Source organism: Paraburkholderia youngii, from assembly GCF_013366925.1.
Lineage (GTDB): Bacteria > Pseudomonadota > Gammaproteobacteria > Burkholderiales > Burkholderiaceae > Paraburkholderia > Paraburkholderia youngii.
Genome location: NZ_JAALDK010000001.1, coordinates 860124 through 879682 on the forward strand (window position 1 = coordinate 860124; position 19559 = coordinate 879682).

General features: G+C 62.8%; 13 protein-coding genes, 2 tRNA genes and 3 rRNA genes. 15 read left to right on the forward strand and 3 right to left on the reverse strand.

The window, feature by feature from the left end:
- Positions 1–132: 132 nt before the first annotated feature.
- A complete protein-coding gene (locus G5S42_RS04050) occupies positions 133–1116 on the forward strand; it encodes a L,D-transpeptidase (protein WP_176105638.1) in 984 nt (327 codons plus the stop codon).
- A gap of 42 nt (positions 1117–1158) precedes the next feature.
- Here G5S42_RS04050 and G5S42_RS04055 read toward each other — a convergent pair whose 3' ends face one another.
- Positions 1159–2028, reverse strand: a complete 870-nt coding sequence (locus G5S42_RS04055) for a DMT family transporter (RefSeq protein WP_176105639.1) — start codon at positions 2026–2028, stop codon at positions 1159–1161.
- Between the two features lie 86 nt (positions 2029–2114).
- Positions 2115–3671 carry an ABC1 kinase family protein gene (locus G5S42_RS04060; protein WP_176105640.1) on the reverse strand — a complete coding sequence of 519 codons (1557 nt, stop codon included), beginning with the start codon at positions 3669–3671 and terminating at the stop codon, positions 2115–2117.
- Between the two features lie 257 nt (positions 3672–3928).
- On the opposite strand from G5S42_RS04060, the gene G5S42_RS04065 reads away from it, so the two are divergent.
- The gene (locus G5S42_RS04065) at positions 3929–4684 is read left to right on the forward strand and encodes a DeoR/GlpR family DNA-binding transcription regulator (RefSeq protein ID WP_176105641.1); all 756 of its coding nucleotides are present in this window, start codon (positions 3929–3931) and stop codon (positions 4682–4684) included.
- 44 nt (positions 4685–4728) lie between these two features.
- Here G5S42_RS04065 and G5S42_RS04070 read toward each other — a convergent pair whose 3' ends face one another.
- Positions 4729–5001, reverse strand: a complete 273-nt coding sequence (locus G5S42_RS04070; protein WP_176105642.1) for a hypothetical protein — start codon at positions 4999–5001, stop codon at positions 4729–4731.
- Between the two features lie 301 nt (positions 5002–5302).
- Between G5S42_RS04070 and phnS the strand changes: the two genes are divergently transcribed.
- The 13 genes from phnS (at position 5303) to rrf (ending at position 19400) form a co-directional block, all read left to right on the forward strand.
- On the forward strand, positions 5303–6394 hold the full coding sequence (phnS, locus tag G5S42_RS04075; RefSeq protein WP_176105643.1) for a 2-aminoethylphosphonate ABC transporter substrate-binding protein: 1092 nt from the start codon (positions 5303–5305) through the stop codon (positions 6392–6394).
- A 101-nt stretch (positions 6395–6495) separates the two neighbouring features.
- Positions 6496–7611 (forward strand): 2-aminoethylphosphonate ABC transport system ATP-binding subunit PhnT, encoded by a 1116-nt coding sequence (gene phnT / locus G5S42_RS04080; RefSeq protein ID WP_176105644.1) that lies wholly within the window; start codon positions 6496–6498, stop codon positions 7609–7611.
- Complete coding sequence (locus G5S42_RS04085) at positions 7589–8551, forward strand: 2-aminoethylphosphonate ABC transporter permease subunit (protein WP_176105645.1); 963 nt, start codon at positions 7589–7591, stop codon at positions 8549–8551. Before phnT ends, G5S42_RS04085 begins: the two co-directional genes overlap by 23 nt.
- The gene (gene phnV / locus G5S42_RS04090) at positions 8541–9404 is read left to right on the forward strand and encodes a 2-aminoethylphosphonate ABC transport system, membrane component PhnV (RefSeq protein ID WP_176105646.1); all 864 of its coding nucleotides are present in this window, start codon (positions 8541–8543) and stop codon (positions 9402–9404) included. Before G5S42_RS04085 ends, phnV begins: the two co-directional genes overlap by 11 nt.
- Positions 9405–9512: 108 nt before the next feature.
- Positions 9513–10256 carry a phosphonate utilization associated transcriptional regulator gene (locus G5S42_RS04095; protein ID WP_217709837.1) on the forward strand — a complete coding sequence of 248 codons (744 nt, stop codon included), beginning with the start codon at positions 9513–9515 and terminating at the stop codon, positions 10254–10256.
- Between the two features lie 25 nt (positions 10257–10281).
- The gene (phnA, locus tag G5S42_RS04100; RefSeq protein WP_176110328.1) at positions 10282–11562 is read left to right on the forward strand and encodes a phosphonoacetate hydrolase; all 1281 of its coding nucleotides are present in this window, start codon (positions 10282–10284) and stop codon (positions 11560–11562) included.
- Positions 11559–13010, forward strand: coding sequence for a phosphonoacetaldehyde dehydrogenase (phnY, locus tag G5S42_RS04105; RefSeq protein ID WP_176105648.1), 1452 nt, complete (start codon positions 11559–11561; stop codon positions 13008–13010). Before phnA ends, phnY begins: the two co-directional genes overlap by 4 nt.
- A 3-nt stretch (positions 13011–13013) precedes the next feature.
- A complete protein-coding gene (locus tag G5S42_RS04110; RefSeq protein ID WP_176105649.1) occupies positions 13014–13574 on the forward strand; it encodes a phosphonate degradation HD-domain oxygenase in 561 nt (186 codons plus the stop codon).
- A 512-nt stretch (positions 13575–14086) separates the two neighbouring features.
- A 16S ribosomal RNA gene (locus tag G5S42_RS04115) occupies positions 14087–15618 on the forward strand.
- A 74-nt stretch (positions 15619–15692) separates the two neighbouring features.
- Positions 15693–15769: transfer RNA gene (locus G5S42_RS04120), tRNA-Ile, on the forward strand.
- A gap of 47 nt (positions 15770–15816) precedes the next feature.
- Positions 15817–15892, forward strand: a tRNA-Ala gene (locus tag G5S42_RS04125).
- Between the two features lie 308 nt (positions 15893–16200).
- A 23S ribosomal RNA gene (locus G5S42_RS04130) occupies positions 16201–19084 on the forward strand.
- Between the two features lie 202 nt (positions 19085–19286).
- Positions 19287–19400: ribosomal RNA gene (rrf, locus tag G5S42_RS04135) — 5S ribosomal RNA — on the forward strand.
- Together the 16S, 23S and 5S rRNA genes with 2 tRNA genes alongside form the textbook arrangement of a ribosomal RNA operon.
- The last annotated feature ends 159 nt before the right edge of the window (positions 19401–19559 follow it).

A 19559-nucleotide genomic window follows, 5' to 3' on the forward strand; every position in this document is an offset into this window, starting at 1 on the left:
ACATCGATCGTAGCGAACGCCACCGGGATCCGGCGTGTCAATCAATAATAATCATGTTTGTTTCAGGACGCGATGAGATACCCAGATCGGCCTGGCCAGCCTGGATTTAACCGCCTGAGGATTTGCGCGTGGATGTGCGCAACCGTCATATCGGCAGGTGCGGGCGCGATGGCGGCGCAGGTTCATGCAGCGGTGCCCGGTACCGCTCAGTCGCCTGCATCCGCAACATCGGCGGCGCACACTGTGAATCCGACCACTTCGGCCAAAGCGTGGAATGGCGCGAGCCAACCATTGGGCACCATCGACGCCGCCACCGTCGCCGCGCCCGACGCGGCCGGCATCGTCGATCCGCGCCGCGCGTTCTTGCTGCGCGATGTATTCGCGCAGGACGTGACGCGCCGGCTCAGACTGCCCGTCGCGGAGCAGCGTGCGTACGCCGACCGTCTGGAGACGGCACTCAATCAGAACGAGCTTGGCAATCTGTCGGGCGAGTATGTGGTGCTCGTCGATCGCAATGCGAACGTGCAGGCGCTCCTGATTTACTTCCGCCCAGCGCCCGCCGACAACTGGCAGATGATCGGCGCATCGCCGGTATCCACCGGACGGCCTGGCGAGTACGACCACTTCATCACGCCGCTCGGCGTGTTTGAACATACGCCCGACAATATGGATTTCCGCTCCGAGGGCACGGAGAACGAAAACCACATTCGCGGTTATGGCCGTCGCGATATGCGCATCTTCGACCTCGGCTGGGCGCAGGGCGAACGCGGCTGGGGCAAGGGCGGCATGTCGCAGATGCGTTTCCAGATGCACGCGACCGACCCCGATCGGCTAGAACAGCTGCTCGGTATTCGCCATTCGAAGGGCTGCGTGCGGATTCCCGCGTCGCTCAACACGTTTCTGGATCACTACGGGATTCTCGACGCGGAATACCAGCAGCTCGTCGATTCCGGCCAGTCTTTGTGGGTGCTGAAAAGCGATCGGCAGATCATGCCGTGGGCGGGGCGTTTTATCGTCGTCGTCGATTCGCAGCGCAAGAGCCGGCCAGCCTGGTCGCCAGTGCCCGGTGCGGTCGCGCGCGCAAAAATGCCCGCGCACGCGGATACGGCCGACTGACGGACGCCCAGGTCTTGTCGCAATACCAGCGCGGGGCGCCCCTCACGACCTCGCCAACAACACGCCCGCCAGGGCGACCGCAAAACCGGCAATCTGCACGGGCAGCAGCGTCTCGCCGAACCCCAGATAGCCTTCGAGCGCGGCGAGCGGCGGCGCGAGAAACAGCAGCGCTGTCGCGCGCGAAGCATCCCCGCGCCGGACCATCCAGACGAGCAACGTGACGCTGATGCCGGACAGCATCACGATGCCCCACGCGAGCGATGCCCACAGCGTCGGCGACGCGATCCAGCGATGCTCGCCGAGCGCGAGCGCCAGCACCCCCGCGACGACAGCCGCGCCGACGTTCTGCACCGCGCTCGCGCTGCGAATATCGGCCTTGGCGAGCGAGGTCTTCTGGAACAGCGTGCCCGCCGTGATCGCCCCGACCGCGACGATCGATATCAGCACGACCAGCCACGCCGGCGCGTTGCCGTGGGTGGGCGGCGTCGCGGCAGCGAGCTTCGGCGCGAGCACCAGCACGACGCCGGCGAGGCCGACCGCCATGCCGCTCCAGCCGCGCCGCGACAAGCGCTCGCCGAACAGCGGCGCGGCAACGGCGGCCGTCGCGAGCGGCTGCAGCGCGCCGAGCAAAGCCATCACGCCCGCGCTCAGACCTTGCGCGACAGCCCAGTAGCCGGCGCCGAGATAGACCCCTTGCAGCAGTGCGCCGGCGCTCAGGTGCTTGCCGAAGTTGCGTCCGGTCGGCCAGGCGGAGCGCGCGACGAGCGCGGCCAGCGCGAAGATCAGCGCGGTGCCGCCGAAACGGGCCAGCAGAAACAGATTGGGATCGGCGTAAGGCGTGATTGCGCGGGCGACCACGAAACCGGTCGACCACAGCACGACGAACACGGCGGCAGCAAAGGTGGCGAGCATCGGGGCGGAGGGTGTGAAAAAGCCGCCATGTTGACCGCACGGGCGGCGCGCGTCTTGTTCAAAGCTGCAATGCGCGCGCGGGACCGTCACCACGCGAGCAGCGTCATCCCCGCTCCGAGCGCGCCGCCGCAGACCACGCACGCCCACAATAGCCAACGCGTGCGCCGGTATTCGCGCGCGAGATCCGCGAGCAGTTGCGCGTTCTGCTGCGGCGTACCCGCGCGATCGTGCTGCTGCAGATAGCGCACTGCCAGTTGCGGCACGCGCGGCAGCATATGCGCGAGATGCGGCAGTTCGTGTGACAGCCGCTTGAGCCAGCCGCGATGATCGAGATCGCGTCGCGCGATATCGGCAAGCACGCCGCGTGCGATGTTCCATGTATCGACGCCCGGATGCAGCGTCCGCGCGAGCATCTCCGCCTGCTGGAACGAGCGCTGCGCGGTCGCGAGCTGGCCCGACACCTGGCCGTCGAACGGTTGCACGCCGTGCAGCAGATGATGAAACAGCGAACCCGCCGAGCGATCCTCGGGCGCCGCCGCGAAGTGCGCTTCAGCGCGCGTGCGCAGTTCGGCTTCGAGCATCTCGGGGCGTGTGTCGTCCGGCACATGGCCGGCCTCGCGATGCATGTCGGCGAGCCGCCCGTAGTCCTGGTCGAACAACGCGGTAGCGCCGTGCACGAAGAACTCGCGCTCGCCGCTCGACAGCGTCGCCATGATCGAGAACTCCGCGAGCACGAGGCGTCCGAGCGTGTCCGGCTCGATGCTGACGCGCACGCGGCGCGCATCGAGCGTCGCGTGGAAAAAGCCAAGCTCGAAGGCCTGCTCGGTGACCACCTCGACGATATGCGCGGCGAGCGGCGCCAGCTTGATGCCGTGTGCGTGCAGGCCGGGCAGGTCGCTCGCGGGCAGCGTATTGATGCGCTGCATCGTCAGCGTGTGGTCGGTGCACAGCTCCCAGATCACGTCCGGCACGACGATGCGCTTGTCGCCGTCGAAATGATGGCCGGTCTGGCTCAGGTTCGCGGCTTCGGCGCGCAGGTCGAAGCGGCGCAGGATGTCGTCGGTGAAGGTTTGCGCGAGCGAGCGCAACTTCAGCCGGCGCGCGACGCGCGACAGCTTTTCGAGCCAGCGCGCGACCCAGCGCAACAGCGCGAGCTCATCGCCAATCTGTTGCAACTGCTGCGCGCGCACGAGCTTGACGGCGACCTCATGGTGACCTTTGAGCGGCACCGCGAGCCGCGCGAAATGGGTCTGCTCGGCGAAGCCGCTGCGCACCGGCACGAGGTCGACCGCGCTGAACAGCTCGCCGAGCGGCCGGCCGAACGCGCGCGTCAAGGCCAGCGCGGAGTCGTCCGGCGACAGCGGTGCTTCCATGTGATCGATGGCGTCCAGCGCGTCATGCAGCGTGCCGCTCGCGAGTTCTGGGCGAGCGGCCAGCGTCTGTGCGAAGCGGCTCGCGAGCGGACCGAGCGCCGGCAGCAGGCCATGCAACTGCGCGCCGCTGCGCTCGGACGCATGCACGCGGCCGATCAGCTCGATCATCCAATGCAGCTTGTGGTCGGGCGGGGCGGCGAGCCAGATCAGGCGCGCGCCGTAACGCAGCGCATGGAATAGCAGCAGTAGACGGCGAAACAGTGGCGGCATCGGCGGTTCGGTTGACGGGCGAGGCGTTGTGCGCGGGACTCGGCCGGGCGGCGGCGTGGCGTTCGCCGCATGGCCGAAGAGTCCAGCCGTCAAGGTTAGCAGGTCGGCGCGGTGGCGGGCGGGTGCGCGCGCAAGGGGCGGCTCGTAGCAACCTTAGCGCGCGATGAACTCGCCATGAGCGCAACCTGCGCGCCCGCGCCAACGACGCGCAATACGCGTAATACAATACGGCGGCCTTCCTCAACCACGGCGCACAGATGCTCGCAGAACAACGTCATCAATACATCCTCGCGCAAGTCGCAAAGAACGGCGCGCTGTCGGTCGCTGAACTGGTGCGCGAACTGAACGTATCGCGCGAAACGATCCGTCGCGACCTCAACGCACTGGCCGGCCGCGGACTGCTCGTGACGACTCACGGCGGCGCGCTGTCAAGCGATCGGCGCGAGCCAGATCTCGATACGCGCGAAGCCGAGAACGCGGGCGCGAAGCGCGCGATCGGCGAGCGCGCGGCCGAGTTCGTGCCGGACGGCGCATCGCTGATCGTCGATTCGGGCAGTACCACGCAGGCGGTCGCGCGCGCGCTGCTCGACCGGCATCGGCTGACGGTCTACACGAACGACTGGCGCATCGCGCTGCTGCTCGGCCGACGCAACGACAATCGCGTGACGCTGCTCGGCGGCGAGCTGTCCGATATCGAGGACGCGACCTTCGGACTCGACACGGTCCACCAGATCACGCAGTACCACGCCGATTTCGCGTTCATCGGCGCGGGCGGGATCTCCCCGGACGGCTATCTGACCGACTACAGCCGCATGGCGGCCGAAGTGCGCAGCCGCATGATCGCCGCGGCCGACCTGGTGGTGGTCGTCGCCGATCATTCGAAGTTCGGACGCGTGACGCCGGTGCGCATCAACGGTATCGAGTCGGCGCGGTATCTGGTCACCGAACTGGCGCCCGAGCGCGCGCTTGGCAAGGCGATCACCGCGCATGGTCCGGAGATTCTGATCGCGTGAGACGGCTCCTCGCTGAACGCCATTCCGCACCCGCCAAAATCTAACTAAAAAAAGCCGCGGGTTTCGCTCCAGATATTGGAACGGAACGGCCGGGCACAATACGCGCCGTTATCAGGGCCGCGTACACCGCAGCAGAGGTAACCGCGGGGAACGCTACGAGCACGGCCAGCGCGCCGCGCGAGCGCCGCGTCCGCGAGCAGCGCCGCGCCTTCGCAATTTCGTCGATGCATCGTGCATACATCGTCATTTTCGCCATGTACGATCCACACGGGATCGGCGCGCGGAGTTCCATTTTTGGGCGGCGCGACGAATTCCATCGGTTGGCTTGAATTGGCAATTTGTGTCTTTTTTTGGAATTCGGCAAAATCGTCACGGCCGTGTCATCGAAACCTGTGATTCTTCCCGTGCCCGCTCAGGCGCGGCAGGCAGCGCGGGTGTCGGAGGCGGGCTGTCAGTCAGGCTGGGCGAGAAGCGGCAAAGTTGTCGGCAATCTGCAATCCACGACAGACCGGCGCGGCAACCGCAGCGGGCAACGCCAAGCGGCGCGTGCCGCCGTTCAATCACTACAGGTATGGGTTATCCCGACCGTCTGGTTTTTAGCCTTTCGGAGAGAGCGACATGAAAAAGACGAATTCCCTTCACGCCGCGGCCGGTCTCGCGCGCAAGCTGCTGCCGGTGCTGGTCGCCGCCGCAGCGTTCGGCGGTGCCGCGATGCAGGCTCATGCGGCCGACGCCGTCGTGCTGTACACGGCCGACGGCCTCGAAAATCTGTACAAGGATGTGCTGCCGGCCTTCGAAAAGAAGGAAGGCGTGAAGGTCAATATCGTCACGGCGGGCAGCGGCGAAGTCGTGAACCGCGCGACCATCGAGAAGGACCAGCCGAAGGCCGACGTGCTCGTCACGCTGCCGCCGTTCATCCAGCAGGCCGACCAGAACGGTCTGCTGCAGGCGTACCAGAGCGCCAACTACAAGAACGTGCCGGCCATCGCGAAGGCGCCGAACGGCGCATGGGCGACCTTCGTGAACAACTACTTCTCGTTCGCGATCAACCCCGAAGTCACGAAAAATCAGCCGAAGACGTTCGCGGACCTGCTGCACCCGGACTTCACCGGCAAGGTCGCCTATTCCAACCCGGCGACCGCCGGCGACGGCATGGCGGTGATCATCCTGACCTCGTCGCTGATGGGCGAAGACCAGGCGTTCGACTATCTGAAGAAGCTCGAGCAGAGCGCCAAGTTCCACACCAAGGGCACGGGCTATCTCGACGTGCTGCTATCGCGTAACGAGATCGCGGTCGCCAACGGCGATCTGCAGATGGATCTCGACGACGCGGCCAACGGCGGCCTGTCTCTGAAGCCGGTGTTCCTCGCCGCTACGCCCGGCGGTCAGCCGACCACGTTCCAGCTGCCGTACGCGATCGGGCTGATCAAGAACGGTCCGAACCAGGCCGAAGGCAAGAAGCTGATCGACTATCTGATGTCGACGGACGTGCAGTCGAAGGTGCCGGACATCTTCGGCATTCCGGGTCGCAGCGACGTGCCGCTCGCCGGCAAGAGCGGCGAAACGGTCAAGCAGGCGATCAGCGGCGTCAAGCTGATTCCGGTCGACTGGAATCACGTGATGGCGAAGAAGGCCGACTGGACCGCGCGCTGGAAGAGCGACGTGATCGGTTCGTCGGGCAAAGAGACCGAAGTGGTCAAGCCGAAGTAAGTGACTCAGATCAGCAACGTTTGACGTTGTCGATTCAGGCGGCGCTTCGCAGGTACTGCGCGGCGCCGCATCAGCATTAATTCTGTTGGAGGAAGACCCCGGTGAATACGGCCAGTCTCGCTCACCCCACCGCGCCTGGCGCGCCGCTGGATGCGCTCGACGCCGCGCGTTTGGACGCGCCGGGCGCCGCCGCGCCGGGCGGCGTGCAGATCGATCACCTGACGGTGCGCTTCGGCGCACGCACGGTGCTCGACGATCTGTCGTTGACCATCCAGCGCGGCGAGTTGCTCACCGTGCTCGGCCGCAGCGGCTGCGGCAAGACGACCTTGCTGCGCTTCATCGCGGGCTTCATCGAGGCCGACGGTCTGGCCGGCACGCTGACGGTGGCCGGCCGCGATCTGACGCATGTGCCGCCGCACAAGCGCAACCTCGGACTGCTGTTCCAGAGCTACGCGCTGTTTCCGCATCTGACGGTATTCGAGAACGTCGCGTTCGGTTTGCGCGCACGGCGCATTCCGGCGCGCGACGTCGCGCGCCGCGTCGCCGAGGCGCTGAAGCTCGTGCAGCTCGGCGACGCCGGGCACGTGATGCCCGCGCAACTGTCGGGCGGCATGCAGCAGCGCGTGGCGCTCGCCCGCGCGCTCGTGATCGAACCCGACGTGCTGCTGCTCGACGAACCGCTGTCCGCGCTCGACGCCAATCTGCGCGCGTCGGTGCGTTCCGAACTGAAGGCGCTGCATGAGCGCCTGCCGAATCTCACGATCGTCTGCGTGACGCACGATCAGGACGACGCGCTCGTGCTGTCCGACCGCACGCTGCTGATGCGCGATGGCCACATCGCGCAGCTCGGCACGCCGCAGCAGCTATACGACACGCCGGCCGACGGCTTCGTCGCGCGCTACCTCGGCGCGGCCAATCTGCTGCCGCCGCAGGTCGCGTTCGGCATGGACGACGCGCGCTACAACGAGCGCGAACGTGTCGCGTGTCTGCGTCCGGAGGCGCTGCGCATCGTGCCGCTCGGCGAGGGGCAGTTGCATGGCGCGATCGCGTCGGTCGAGTGGTATGGCGCGGCCTTGTCGGTATCGGTCGTGCTGGATGCGCTGCCGAACGATCCCGTGCTCGTCACGATGCAGCGCAGCCTCGGCATGACGCCGGAGAAGGGCGCGCGTGTTTCCCTGCGTTACGAGGCTGGCGATGTCGTCCTTATCAAGCCCTGATACGTCCAATCCGCTCGACCTTGCCGCGCAAGCCGAGCTCGAAGCCGCCGCCGCACGCCGTCTGGCGAGCGCCGCGGCGCATGCGGCCGCAGTGAGGCGGCGCGAGCGTCTCGCGCAATGGCATCTGCTGTTCATTGCGGTCGTGGTGCTCGGACCGCTCGTCATCTATCCGCTGGTGCGGCTCGTGATGCTGAGTCTGACCGGCGCGCACGGCCTGTCGGGCCACGCGTACGTGACGTTCTTCGGCAACCCCGAAACGCGCGGCGTGATCGGCACCACGCTCGGCATCCTGTTCGCGAGCGCGAGCCTGGCGTCGCTGCTCGGCGTGGCGCTCGCGTCGCTGCTGTTTTTCAAGCCGTTTCCGGGCGCGCGAATGGTCACGCGCTTCCTCGAGCTGTTCGTCGCGTTCCCGTCGTTTCTGGTCGCCTTCACGCTGATCTTTCTGTACGGCTCGCAGGGCTCGGTCAGCATCGGGCTGCAGCGGCTGTTCAATCTGCAGGCGCCGCCGCTCGACTTTCTGTTCGGCATCGGCGGCGTGATTCTCGCGGAAGTGGTGTTCTATACGCCGTTCGTCGTGCGTCCGACGCTGGCATCGTTCGCGCTGCTCGACCGGCGGCTGATCGAAGCCGCGCGCAGCCTCGGCGCGAACGGCCTGATGGTCGCGTTCAAGGTGATCCTGCCGCTCGCGTGGCCGGGTATCGCAGCGGGCACGATCCTGTGTTTTCTGCTGACGTTGAACGAGTTCGGCATTCTGCTGGTGCTCGGCAGCGCCCATCTGATCACGCTGCCTGTCGCGATCTATAGCGCCGCGACCGTCGATCTCGATCTGCCGACCGCCGCCGCCGGCGCGGTCGTGATGCTGCTGATGTCGTTGTCGCTGTACGCGTTGTACCGGCGCGTCAATAGTCGCAAGGTGAAAGGAGCCGGTCATGGCCGTTGAACTCGATCCGACCGTGCTGCCGGTCATGCACAAGAAGGGCCGGCCCGTGCGGCACAGCCTCGTCGTGCGACTGCTCGGCGGTCTCTTTCTGGGTTTCGCCGCGCTGCTGTGCTTCTGGCTGTTCGTGCTGCCGGTGCTGGTCGTCGCGCTATCGAGCGTCGCGTCGCACTGGTCCGGCACGATCTTGCCCGACGGCTTCAGCATGCGCTGGTTCGAGCGCCTCGGTTCGAGCGACTTCGACGCGCTGACCACCAGCCTCGAAGTCGGCATGGGCGTCGCGGTGCTCGGCACGATCCTCGGTTTGTGGCTCGCGCTCGCGCTCGAAGGGCGCGACCGGCGCGGCCTCGGCGCTATCGTCGACACGATCGCGATGATGCCCAACGGCGTGCCGAGTGTGGTGCTCGGCCTCGCGGTGCTGATCGCGTATCACAAACGGCCGCTCGATCTGTCGAGCTCGGCGGCGATCGTCGTGTTCGTGCAGCTCGCGCTGGTGCTGCCGTTCTGCTATCGCTGCGCGGCCGCCGCGCTGCGCCCGGAGCTGACCGTGCTGCGCGAAGCGGCCGCGAGCCTCGGGGCGCCGCCGTCGATGGTGCTGCGCCGTGTCGTGTTGCCGCAACTGGTGCCGGCGATCCGCGCGAGTCTCGCGCTCGGTTTTGCGCTGTCGCTCGGCGAACTCGGTGCGACGCTGACCGTGTATCCGCCGGGCTTCGCGACGGTGCCGATCGTCGTCGTCGGGCAGGTGGAGCGCGGCTATTACCTGCCGGCTTCCGCGCTGTCGCTGATTCTGCTGCTGGTCTCGCTGGTCGCGCTGCTGCTGATCGCGGCGCGTGCTCCGCGTCGCCGGATCGACTGACCGGGCTGACCCGGCTGATCGGCGGGCGGTTTCCTTGATCTGAAGCGCGCACGCCCAACGGTGGACATCCGATGTGATGTGGCGAAATTTGTCAAAGTGACCGAATATATGCACTCTGCTTCCGTCGATCCGATCGAGGTCGTGCGCCGCCATTCGCTGACGACGCTGGTGCGCGACGAGATCGAGCGGTATATCGTCGACGGCACGCTGGCGCCGGGCGATAAGCTCAACGAAGCCGATTGGGCGGCGCGCTTGCAGGTGTCGCGCGGGCCGGTGCGCGAGGCGTTTCGCGCGCTGGAGCAGGCGGGGCTGGTGCGGACCGAGAAGAATCGCGGCGTGTTCGTGCGGACGGTGTCGCTCGCGGAAGCGGACGAGATTTACACGGTGCGCGCGGTGCTCGAAGAGGCGGCGTGCCGGATGCTCGCGGCCAGCATCGATGCGGGCAAGCTCGCGGTGCTGCGCGATTGCGTCGATGCGATGCGCGCCGCGCTCGCGTCGCACGATCCCGATGCGTATGCGCGCGCGAACGTCGCGTTTCACGATGGGCTGGTCGCGGCGGCGGGTAACACGAAGTTGTACGACACGTATCGCAGGCTCGTCAGCGAGTTGAGCCTGTTTCGGCGAGCGGCGCTGGTCGTGCAAGGCGACGCGATGGCGCGCTCGCTCGCCGAGCACCGCGCAATTCTGACCGCGCTCGCATCACGCGATGCGGAGCAGGCCGCGCAATTGATGCGCGCGCATGTGCAGGGCGGCTTGCAGCGCGCCCGTGCGGCGTGCGACGCGGCGGGTGATGCGGCGCACGAGCGGCGCATCCCGGCAACCGCGGGCGCGGCCGGCTCGCGCGGACGATGAGGCCTTGGCAATGACAACCCCTGTAATGGAAGACCACGCGATGACACACGCCGAGCAACGCACGATCGAAGTCAACGGCCGGAGCTATCGCCTCCCTTCGCAACCGACGGTCGTCGTCTGTGTCGACGGCTGCGAGTTTGCTTATCTGGACGCGGCGGTCGCGGCCGGTGTCGCGCCTTTCATCGGCTCGATGCTCGAGGGTGGCGCGGCGTTTCGCGGCGACTGCGTGATCCCGTCGTTCACGAACCCGAACAACTTGTCGATCGTGACCGGCGTGCTGCCGTCCGTGCACGGCATCTGCGGCAACTACTTCTGGGACACCGACGCGAACAACGGCGCGGGCGCGGCGGTGATGATGAACGACCCTGCCTACCTGCGCGCGCCCACGCTGCTCGCGGCCGCCGCCGACGCGGGCGCCGCGGTCGCCGTCGTCACCGCGAAGGACAAACTGCGCGGACTGCTCGGCTGGCAGTTGAAGGGCATCTGCTTTTCGGCGGAGAAAGCCGACAAGGTGACGGTCGAGGAAAACGGCATCGACGGTGTGCTCGGTCTGGTCGGTCTGCCGTTGCCGGACGTGTATAGCGCGGGATTGTCGGAATTCGTGTTCGCGGCCGGCGTGCGGCTCGCGCAGACGCGCAAGCTCGACCTGATGTATCTGTCGACGACCGACTATATCCAGCACAAATGGGCGCCAGGCACCGAAGGCGCGAACGCGTTCTACGCGATGATGGACGGCTATCTCGCGAAGCTCGACGCGCTCGGCTGGGTGATCGGTCTCACCGCCGACCACGGCATGAACGCGAAGCACGATCCGCGAACCGGCGAGCCGAACGTGATCTATCTGCAGGACTTGCTCGACGACTGGCTCGGCGCATCGACGACGCGCGTGATTCTGCCGATCACCGATCCGTACGTCGTGCATCATGGCGCGCTGGGTTCGTTCGCGACCGTCTATCTGCCGCGCGAGCTCGATGCTGCGTCGGTGATTGCGCGGATTGGCCGCCTGCCGGGAATCGAAGTCGTGCTCGACCGCAACGCAGCGTGCGCGCGCTTCGGGTTGCCCGAGGATCGCATCGGCGATCTGGTCGTGATCGGCACGAAGCATGTCGTGCTCGGCACGCGGCGCGACGAGCACGACCTGTCCGGCCTCACCGTGCCGCTGCGCTCGCATGGCGGGATTTCCGAGCAGGAAGTGCCGCTGCTGTTCAACCGGCGCGTTCAGCCAACGGCCAGCGGCAACGAAGGCAAGCGGCTGCGCAACTTCGATATCTTCGACGTCGCGCTCAATCGCGTGTCGACATCATGAACCCGGTGCTGCGGGACCATCCGGCGTTCCGCGTAGAAGCGCTGCGGCTGCGCGGCGAGCGCGCGACGCGCGCCCGCACGCTCGACGTATTCGATCCCTATACCGGCATGCGTGTCGGCACCGTGCCGCTCGCCAGCATCGACGATGTGCGCGCCGCACTCGACTATGCGCTCGCGTATCGGCCGACGCTGTCACGCTACGAGCGTTCGCAGATTCTGGAGCGCACGGCGGTGCTGCTGCGCGAGCGCATCGAACAGGCGTCGGATCTGATCTCGCTGGAGTCGGGGCTGTCGAAGCAGGATTCGCGCTACGAGATCGGTCGCGTCGCCGACGTGTTCCGCTTTGCGTCATTCGAGGCGTTGCGCGACGACGGTCAGAGTTTCTCGTGCGATCTGACGCCGCATGGCAAAAAGCGTCGGGTGTTTTCGCAGCGCGAACCGCTTGCGGGCGTGATCGTCGCGATCACGCCGTTCAATCATCCGATGAACCAGGTCGCGCACAAGGTCGCGCCGGCCATCGCGACGAATAATCGCGTGGTGGTGAAGCCGTCGGAGAAGGTGCCGCTGTCGGCGCTTTATCTGGCCGATCTGCTGTATGAGGCGGGGCTGCCCGCGCCGATGCTGCAGGTGCTGACTGGCGATCCGCGCGAAATCGCCGACGAGTTGATTACGCACGCGTCGGTCGACCTCGTTACGTTTACCGGCGGCGTCGCGATCGGCAAATACATCGCGGCGAAGGCCGGGTATCGGCGCGTCGTGCTGGAGCTGGGCGGCAACGACCCGCTGATCGTGCTCGACGACGCCGATCTCGAGCGTGCGGCGACGCTCGCGGTGCAAGGCTCGTACAAGAACTCGGGGCAGCGCTGCACGGCTGTCAAGCGGATGCTCGTGCAACAGCGCGTCGCGGCGGAGTTCACGGAGCGGGTCGTCGAGAAGACGCGCGCGTGGACCTTCGGTGATCCGTTCGATGCGTCGATGCAGATGGGCACCGTGATCGACGCCGCCGCCGCACAGCTGTTCGAGGCGCGCGTGAACGAGGCGGTGGCCGCGGGCGCGCGCTTGCGCATTGGCAACGAGCGCAGCGGCGCCCTGTATGCGCCGACCGTGCTCGACAACGTCGATCCGTCGATGACGCTCGTGCGCGAGGAAACCTTCGGGCCGGTGTCGCCGATCATCGCGTTCGATACGCTCGACGACGCGATCCGCATCAGCAACGGGACGCCGTTCGGGCTGTCGTCGGGCGTGTGTACGAACCGGCAGGACGCGATCACGCGTTTCATTAACGAGCTGCGCGTGGGGACCGTCAACGTGTGGGAAGTGCCGGGCTACCGGATCGAGCTGACGCCATTCGGCGGCATCAAGGATTCCGGGCTTGGTTACAAGGAAGGCGTTCAGGAAGCGATGAAGGGCTTTACCAATCTGAAGACGTTTTCATTACCTTGGGAGTGACCCGTGGCATTGAGTCTCGACGATATCCGTGTGCTTTTCGAGCGGCACGGCAGCCTCGCGTATAGCGGCGAACCGGTGACGCAGCTCGAGCACGCGTTGCAGAGCGGCGCGCTGGCCGAGGCGGAAGGCGCGAGCGACGAACTGGTCGCCGCGGCGTTTTTGCACGACCTCGGACATCTGCTGAACCTGCAAGGGGAGACGCCGACGGAACGGGGTGTCGACGATCTGCATCAGTATTTCGCCTTGCCGTTTTTGCGACCGGTGTTGTCGGATGCGGTGCTGGAGCCGATTCGTCTGCACGTCGACGCAAAGCGCTGCCTATGCGCGATCGACGCCACGTATTTCGGCCAGCTTTCCGCCGATTCGGTGCGAAGCTTGCAGTTGCAGGGCGGGATCTTTAGCAGGGAAGAGGCGCAGGCATTTACGCAGAAGCCGTACGCGGAAGACGCGATGCGTTTGCGCCGATGGGACGATCGCGCGAAAGAGAGGGATCGTGCGACGCCGGGGATCGACCACTATTTGGCCGTCGTCGAACGGGCGATGCGCGCGCATGCGACTTCGTGAGTCGAGGTGTTTTTGGGGCGCGGCAGGTCGCACTTCGAGCGTCAAAATATCGCTTGCAAGTCGCGATGGCGGCGACTAGAATTCCGCTCTTTCGTGCTCCGGACGCCGGGGCGCGGAGAGGCGGGAAGCCTTTGTTGGCGAGGGCTTCAGCGGCGTGGGCAGGTTAAGCAAGTGATAAAAACCTGTTGACGATCCGGTGAAAGTTCTCCATAATCTCGCTTCTCTGCTGCAGACGCAGCGACGCAAACGAAGCAGTGCCGGGTGGTGGTAGTTCAGGCGCTGCGGGTTGGGCGGATCGATCTTTAAAAACTAACAGTCGATAAGTGTGGGCGCTTGATGCGGAATGCGGCGGCGGATCCGTTGGATCTGCTGCAAGGCAAAAGTATCAGAAGCCTCACACAGTATTAGAGGAAGGTTTATCTGTCGAAAGACGGATTGATCATCGTCAGTACGTTGAGTGAGCGACCGGTTCATAAGCAGGAAACTGCGGAACCGAAAACAGTAACAGGTTTGAACTGAAGAGTTTGATCCTGGCTCAGATTGAACGCTGGCGGCATGCCTTACACATGCAAGTCGAACGGCAGCACGGACTTCGGTCTGGTGGCGAGTGGCGAACGGGTGAGTAATACATCGGAACGTGTCCTGGAGTGGGGGATAGCCCGGCGAAAGCCGGATTAATACCGCATACGCTCTGTGGAGGAAAGCGGGGGATCGCAAGACCTCGCGCTCAAGGGGCGGCCGATGGCAGATTAGGTAGTTGGTGGGGTAAAGGCCTACCAAGCCGACGATCTGTAGCTGGTCTGAGAGGACGACCAGCCACACTGGGACTGAGACACGGCCCAGACTCCTACGGGAGGCAGCAGTGGGGAATTTTGGACAATGGGCGCAAGCCTGATCCAGCAATGCCGCGTGTGTGAAGAAGGCCTTCGGGTTGTAAAGCACTTTTTGTCCGGAAAGAAAACCTCGTGGCTAATATCCGTGAGGGATGACGGTACCGGAAGAATAAGCACCGGCTAACTACGTGCCAGCAGCCGCGGTAATACGTAGGGTGCGAGCGTTAATCGGAATTACTGGGCGTAAAGCGTGCGCAGGCGGTGCTGTAAGACCGATGTGAAATCCCCGGGCTTAACCTGGGAACTGCATTGGTGACTGCAGCGCTGGAGTATGGCAGAGGGGGGTGGAATTCCACGTGTAGCAGTGAAATGCGTAGAGATGTGGAGGAACACCGATGGCGAAGGCAGCCCCCTGGGCCAATACTGACGCTCATGCACGAAAGCGTGGGGAGCAAACAGGATTAGATACCCTGGTAGTCCACGCCCTAAACGATGTCAACTGGTTGTCGGGCCTTCATTGGCTTGGTAACGTAGCTAACGCGTGAAGTTGACCGCCTNGGGAGTACGGTCGCAAGATTAAAACTCAAAGGAATTGACGGGGACCCGCACAAGCGGTGGATGATGTGGATTAATTCGATGCAACGCGAAAAACCTTACCTACCCTTGACATGGATGGAATCCTGCTGAGAGGCGGGAGTGCCCGAAAGGGAGCCATCACACAGGTGCTGCATGGCTGTCGTCAGCTCGTGTCGTGAGATGTTGGGTTAAGTCCCGCAACGAGCGCAACCCTTGTCCCTAGTTGCTACGCAAGAGCACTCCAGGGAGACTGCCGGTGACAAACCGGAGGAAGGTGGGGATGACGTCAAGTCCTCATGGCCCTTATGGGTAGGGCTTCACACGTCATACAATGGTCGGAACAGAGGGTTGCCAAGCCGCGAGGTGGAGCCAATCCCAGAAAACCGATCGTAGTCCGGATCGCACTCTGCAACTCGAGTGCGTGAAGCTGGAATCGCTAGTAATCGCGGATCAGCATGCCGCGGTGAATACGTTCCCGGGTCTTGTACACACCGCCCGTCACACCATGGGAGTGGGTTTTACCAGAAGTGGCTAGTCTAACCGCAAGGAGGACGGTCACCACGGTAGGATTCATGACTGGGGTGAAGTCGTAACAAGGTAGCCGTATCGGAAGGTGCGGCTGGATCACCTCCTTTCCAGAGCTTGCATTGCTGCGCAAGCGCTCACGCTTATCGGCTGTGGTTTAGAGAAGCAACGCAGACAGACTCAGGGGTCTGTAGCTCAGTCGGTTAGAGCACCGTCTTGATAAGGCGGGGGTCGATGGTTCGAATCCATCCAGACCCACCATCTTTGTCTGTGGTGCTGACTGGGACACCCTTGAGTAGGGTATGACCGGGGGATTAGCTCAGCTGGGAGAGCACCTGCTTTGCAAGCAGGGGGTCGTCGGTTCGATCCCGTCATCCTCCACCAATCCTCAATGCGCAGGGTTCTGCATGAAGGCAGAGCGTTGCGCATTGGCGATTGAGCCAGTCAGCGCGGTATGAGGCACAGGCTTTATATCGGCTGTCGTTCTTTAACAATCAGGAAGAAGTAGTAAAGAGATTCACGAAAGCGTACCTGGAGATGGGTGCGTGAGTAGGTGAATCAGGGTTGTGATTGTATCGATGTATTTTAAAGGTGATCGAGAGATCGCTTTGGAATACGGCGCAACACGAATACTCAACCTGTAGCGGAAGGTGATTCTGCAGTGAGCAATCATTGAGACACACCCGTTATAGGGTCAAGCGAACAAGTGCATGTGGTGGATGCCTTGGCGATCACAGGCGATGAAGGACGCGGTAGCCTGCGAAAAGCTCCGGGGAGCTGGCAAACGAGCTTTGATCCGGAGATGTCCGAATGGGGAAACCCACTCCTAATGGAGTATCCGTAGCTGAATCCATAGGCTGCGTGAAGCGAACGCGGTGAACTGAAACATCTAAGTAACCGCAGGAAAAGAAATCAACCGAGATTCCCAAAGTAGTGGCGAGCGAAATGGGATCAGCCTGTACTCTTTATTCTCATTGTTAGTCGAACGCTCTGGAAAGTGCGGCCATAGCAGGTGATAGCCCTGTAGACGAAAACAGCGGGAAAGAACTGGGTGTACGAGAAGTAGGGCGGGACACGTGAAATCCTGTCTGAAGATGGGGGGACCATCCTCCAAGGCTAAATACTCGTGATCGACCGATAGTGAACCAGTACCGTGAGGGAAAGGCGAAAAGAACCCCGGGAGGGGAGTGAAACAGATCCTGAAACCGCATGCATACAAACAGTCGGAGCCTCGTAAGGGGTGACGGCGTACCTTTTGTATAATGGGTCAGCGACTTACATTCAGTGGCGAGCTTAACCGATTAGGGCAGGCGTAGCGAAAGCGAGTCCGAACAGGGCGTCCAGTCGCTGGGTGTAGACCCGAAACCAGGTGATCTATCCATGGCCAGGTTGAAGGCACGGTAACACGTGCTGGAGGACCGAACCCACTAACGTTGAAAAGTTAGGGGATGAGCTGTGGATAGGGGTGAAAGGCTAAACAAACCTGGAAATAGCTGGTTCTCTCCGAAAACTATTTAGGTAGTGCCTCGTGTCTCACCTTCGGGGGTAGAGCACTGTCATGGTTGTGGGGTCCATTGCGGATTACTACGCCATAGCAAACTCCGAATACCGAAGAGTGCAATCACGGGAGACAGACATCGGGTGCTAACGTCCGGTGTCAAGAGGGAAACAACCCAGACCGCCAGCTAAGGTCCCCAAATATGGCTAAGTGGGAAACGAAGTGGGAAGGCTAAAACAGTCAGGAGGTTGGCTTAGAAGCAGCCACCCTTTAAAGAAAGCGTAATAGCTCACTGATCGAGTCGTCCTGCGCGGAAGATGTAACGGGGCTAAGCCATATACCGAAGCTGCGGATGCACATTTATGTGCATGGTAGGAGAGCGTTCCGTAAGCCTGCGAAGGTGCACTGGAAAGTGTGCTGGAGGTATCGGAAGTGCGAATGCTGACATGAGTAGCGATAAAAGGGGGTGAAAGGCCCCCTCGCCGTAAGCTCAAGGTTTCCTACGCAACGTTCATCGGCGTAGGGTGAGTCGGCCCCTAAGGCGAGGCAGAAATGCGTAGCTGATGGGAAGCAGATTAATATTTCTGCACCATTGTGAAATGCGATGGGGGGACGGATCGCGGAAGGTTGTCCGGGTGTTGGAAGTCCCGGTCGCTGCATTGGAGAGGGTGCCTTGGCAAATCCGGGCACAGGACTCAAGGGTGTGGCGCGAGCTTCTTCGGAAGCGAAGCAACTGGAAGGGGTTCCAGGAAAAGCCTCTAAGCTTCAGTTTCACAGTGACCGTACCGCAAACCGACACAGGTGGGCGAGATGAGTATTCTAAGGCGCTTGAGAGAACTCGGGAGAAGGAACTCGGCAAATTGGTACCGTAACTTCGGGATAAGGTACGCCCCGGTAGCTTGACTGGCCTGCGCCGAGAGGGTGAAGGGGTTGCAATAAACTGGTGGCTGCGACTGTTTAATAAAAACACAGCACTCTGCAAACACGAAAGTGGACGTATAGGGTGTGACGCCTGCCCGGTGCCGGAAGATTAAATGATGGGGTGCAAGCTCCTGATTGAAGTCCCGGTAAACGGCGGCCGTAACTATAACGGTCCTAAGGTAGCGAAATTCCTTGTCGGGTAAGTTCCGACCTGCACGAATGGCGTAACGATGGCCACACTGTCTCCTCCCGAGACTCAGCGAAGTTGAAGTGTTTGTGATGATGCAATCTCCCCGCGGCTAGACGGAAAGACCCCATGAACCTTTACTGTAGCTTTGCATTGGACTTTGAACCGGTCTGTGTAGGATAGGTGGGAGGCTGTGAAGCGTGAACGCCAGTTTGCGTGGAGCCGTCCTTGAAATACCACCCTGATCTGTTTGAGGTTCTAACCTTGGTCCGTGATCCGGATCGGGGACAGTGCATGGTAGGCAGTTTGACTGGGGCGGTCTCCTCCCAAAGTGTAACGGAGGAGTACGAAGGTACGCTAGGTACGGTCGGAAATCGTGCTGATAGTGCAATGGCATAAGCGTGCTTGACTGTGAGACTGACAAGTCGAACAGGTGCGAAAGCAGGTCATAGTGATCCGGTGGTTCTGTATGGAAGGGCCATCGCTCAACGGATAAAAGGTACTCTGGGGATAACAGGCTGATACCGCCCAAGAGTTCATATCGACGGCGGTGTTTGGCACCTCGATGTCGGCTCATCTCATCCTCGGGGCTGTAGCCGGTCCCAAGGGTATGGCTGTTCGCCATTTAAAGAGGTACGTGAGCTGGGTTTAAAACGTCGTGAGACAGTTTGGTCCCCTATTCTGCCGTGGGCGCTGGATATTTGAAGGGGGCTGCTCCTAGTACGAGAGGACCGGAGTGGACGAACCTCTGGTGTACCGGTTGTCACGCCAGTGGCATCGCCGGGTAGCTATGTTCGGAAGAGATAACCGCTGAAAGCATCTAAGCGGGAAACTCGCCTTAAGATGAGATATCCCCGGGGCTTCGAGCCCCTTGAAGGGTCGTTCAAGACCAGGACGTTGATAGGTCAGGTGTGCACGTACAGTAATGTACTGAGCTAACTGATACTAATTGCCCGTAAGGCTTGATCCTATAACAGGTGTGTCTCGACAACCGTTAGCGCTTTAGCGCTTACGGGTGTCCGATCCCCGAAGGGGATGAAGATATGCAGTTTGAGATCAGTGTTGTGCCAGCAACAACACAACCCCAAACACACGAATCCTTTACGCTTCTTCCCGATTGGCTGTGGCGCCGGGTTGAGCCCAATCCGACAGCGACGCAGCAACCCGTCATGCCTGATGACCATAGCGAGTCGGTCCCACCCCTTCCCATCCCGAACAGGACCGTGAAACGACTCCACGCCGATGATAGTGCGGATTGCCCGTGTGAAAGTAGGTAATCGTCAGGCTCCCCAAAGCCAGAAACCCCACCGCCCAGCGGTGGGGTTTTTGCGTTTACGCGGCCGAAATCAAAAGCAAGATGCTCGACCGAGGGCAAACAATACGCGTGGCCGGACGGCGTTGCCAGCCACTGGCGAAAGTAGCCCGTTTATCGACGGAAACTACGT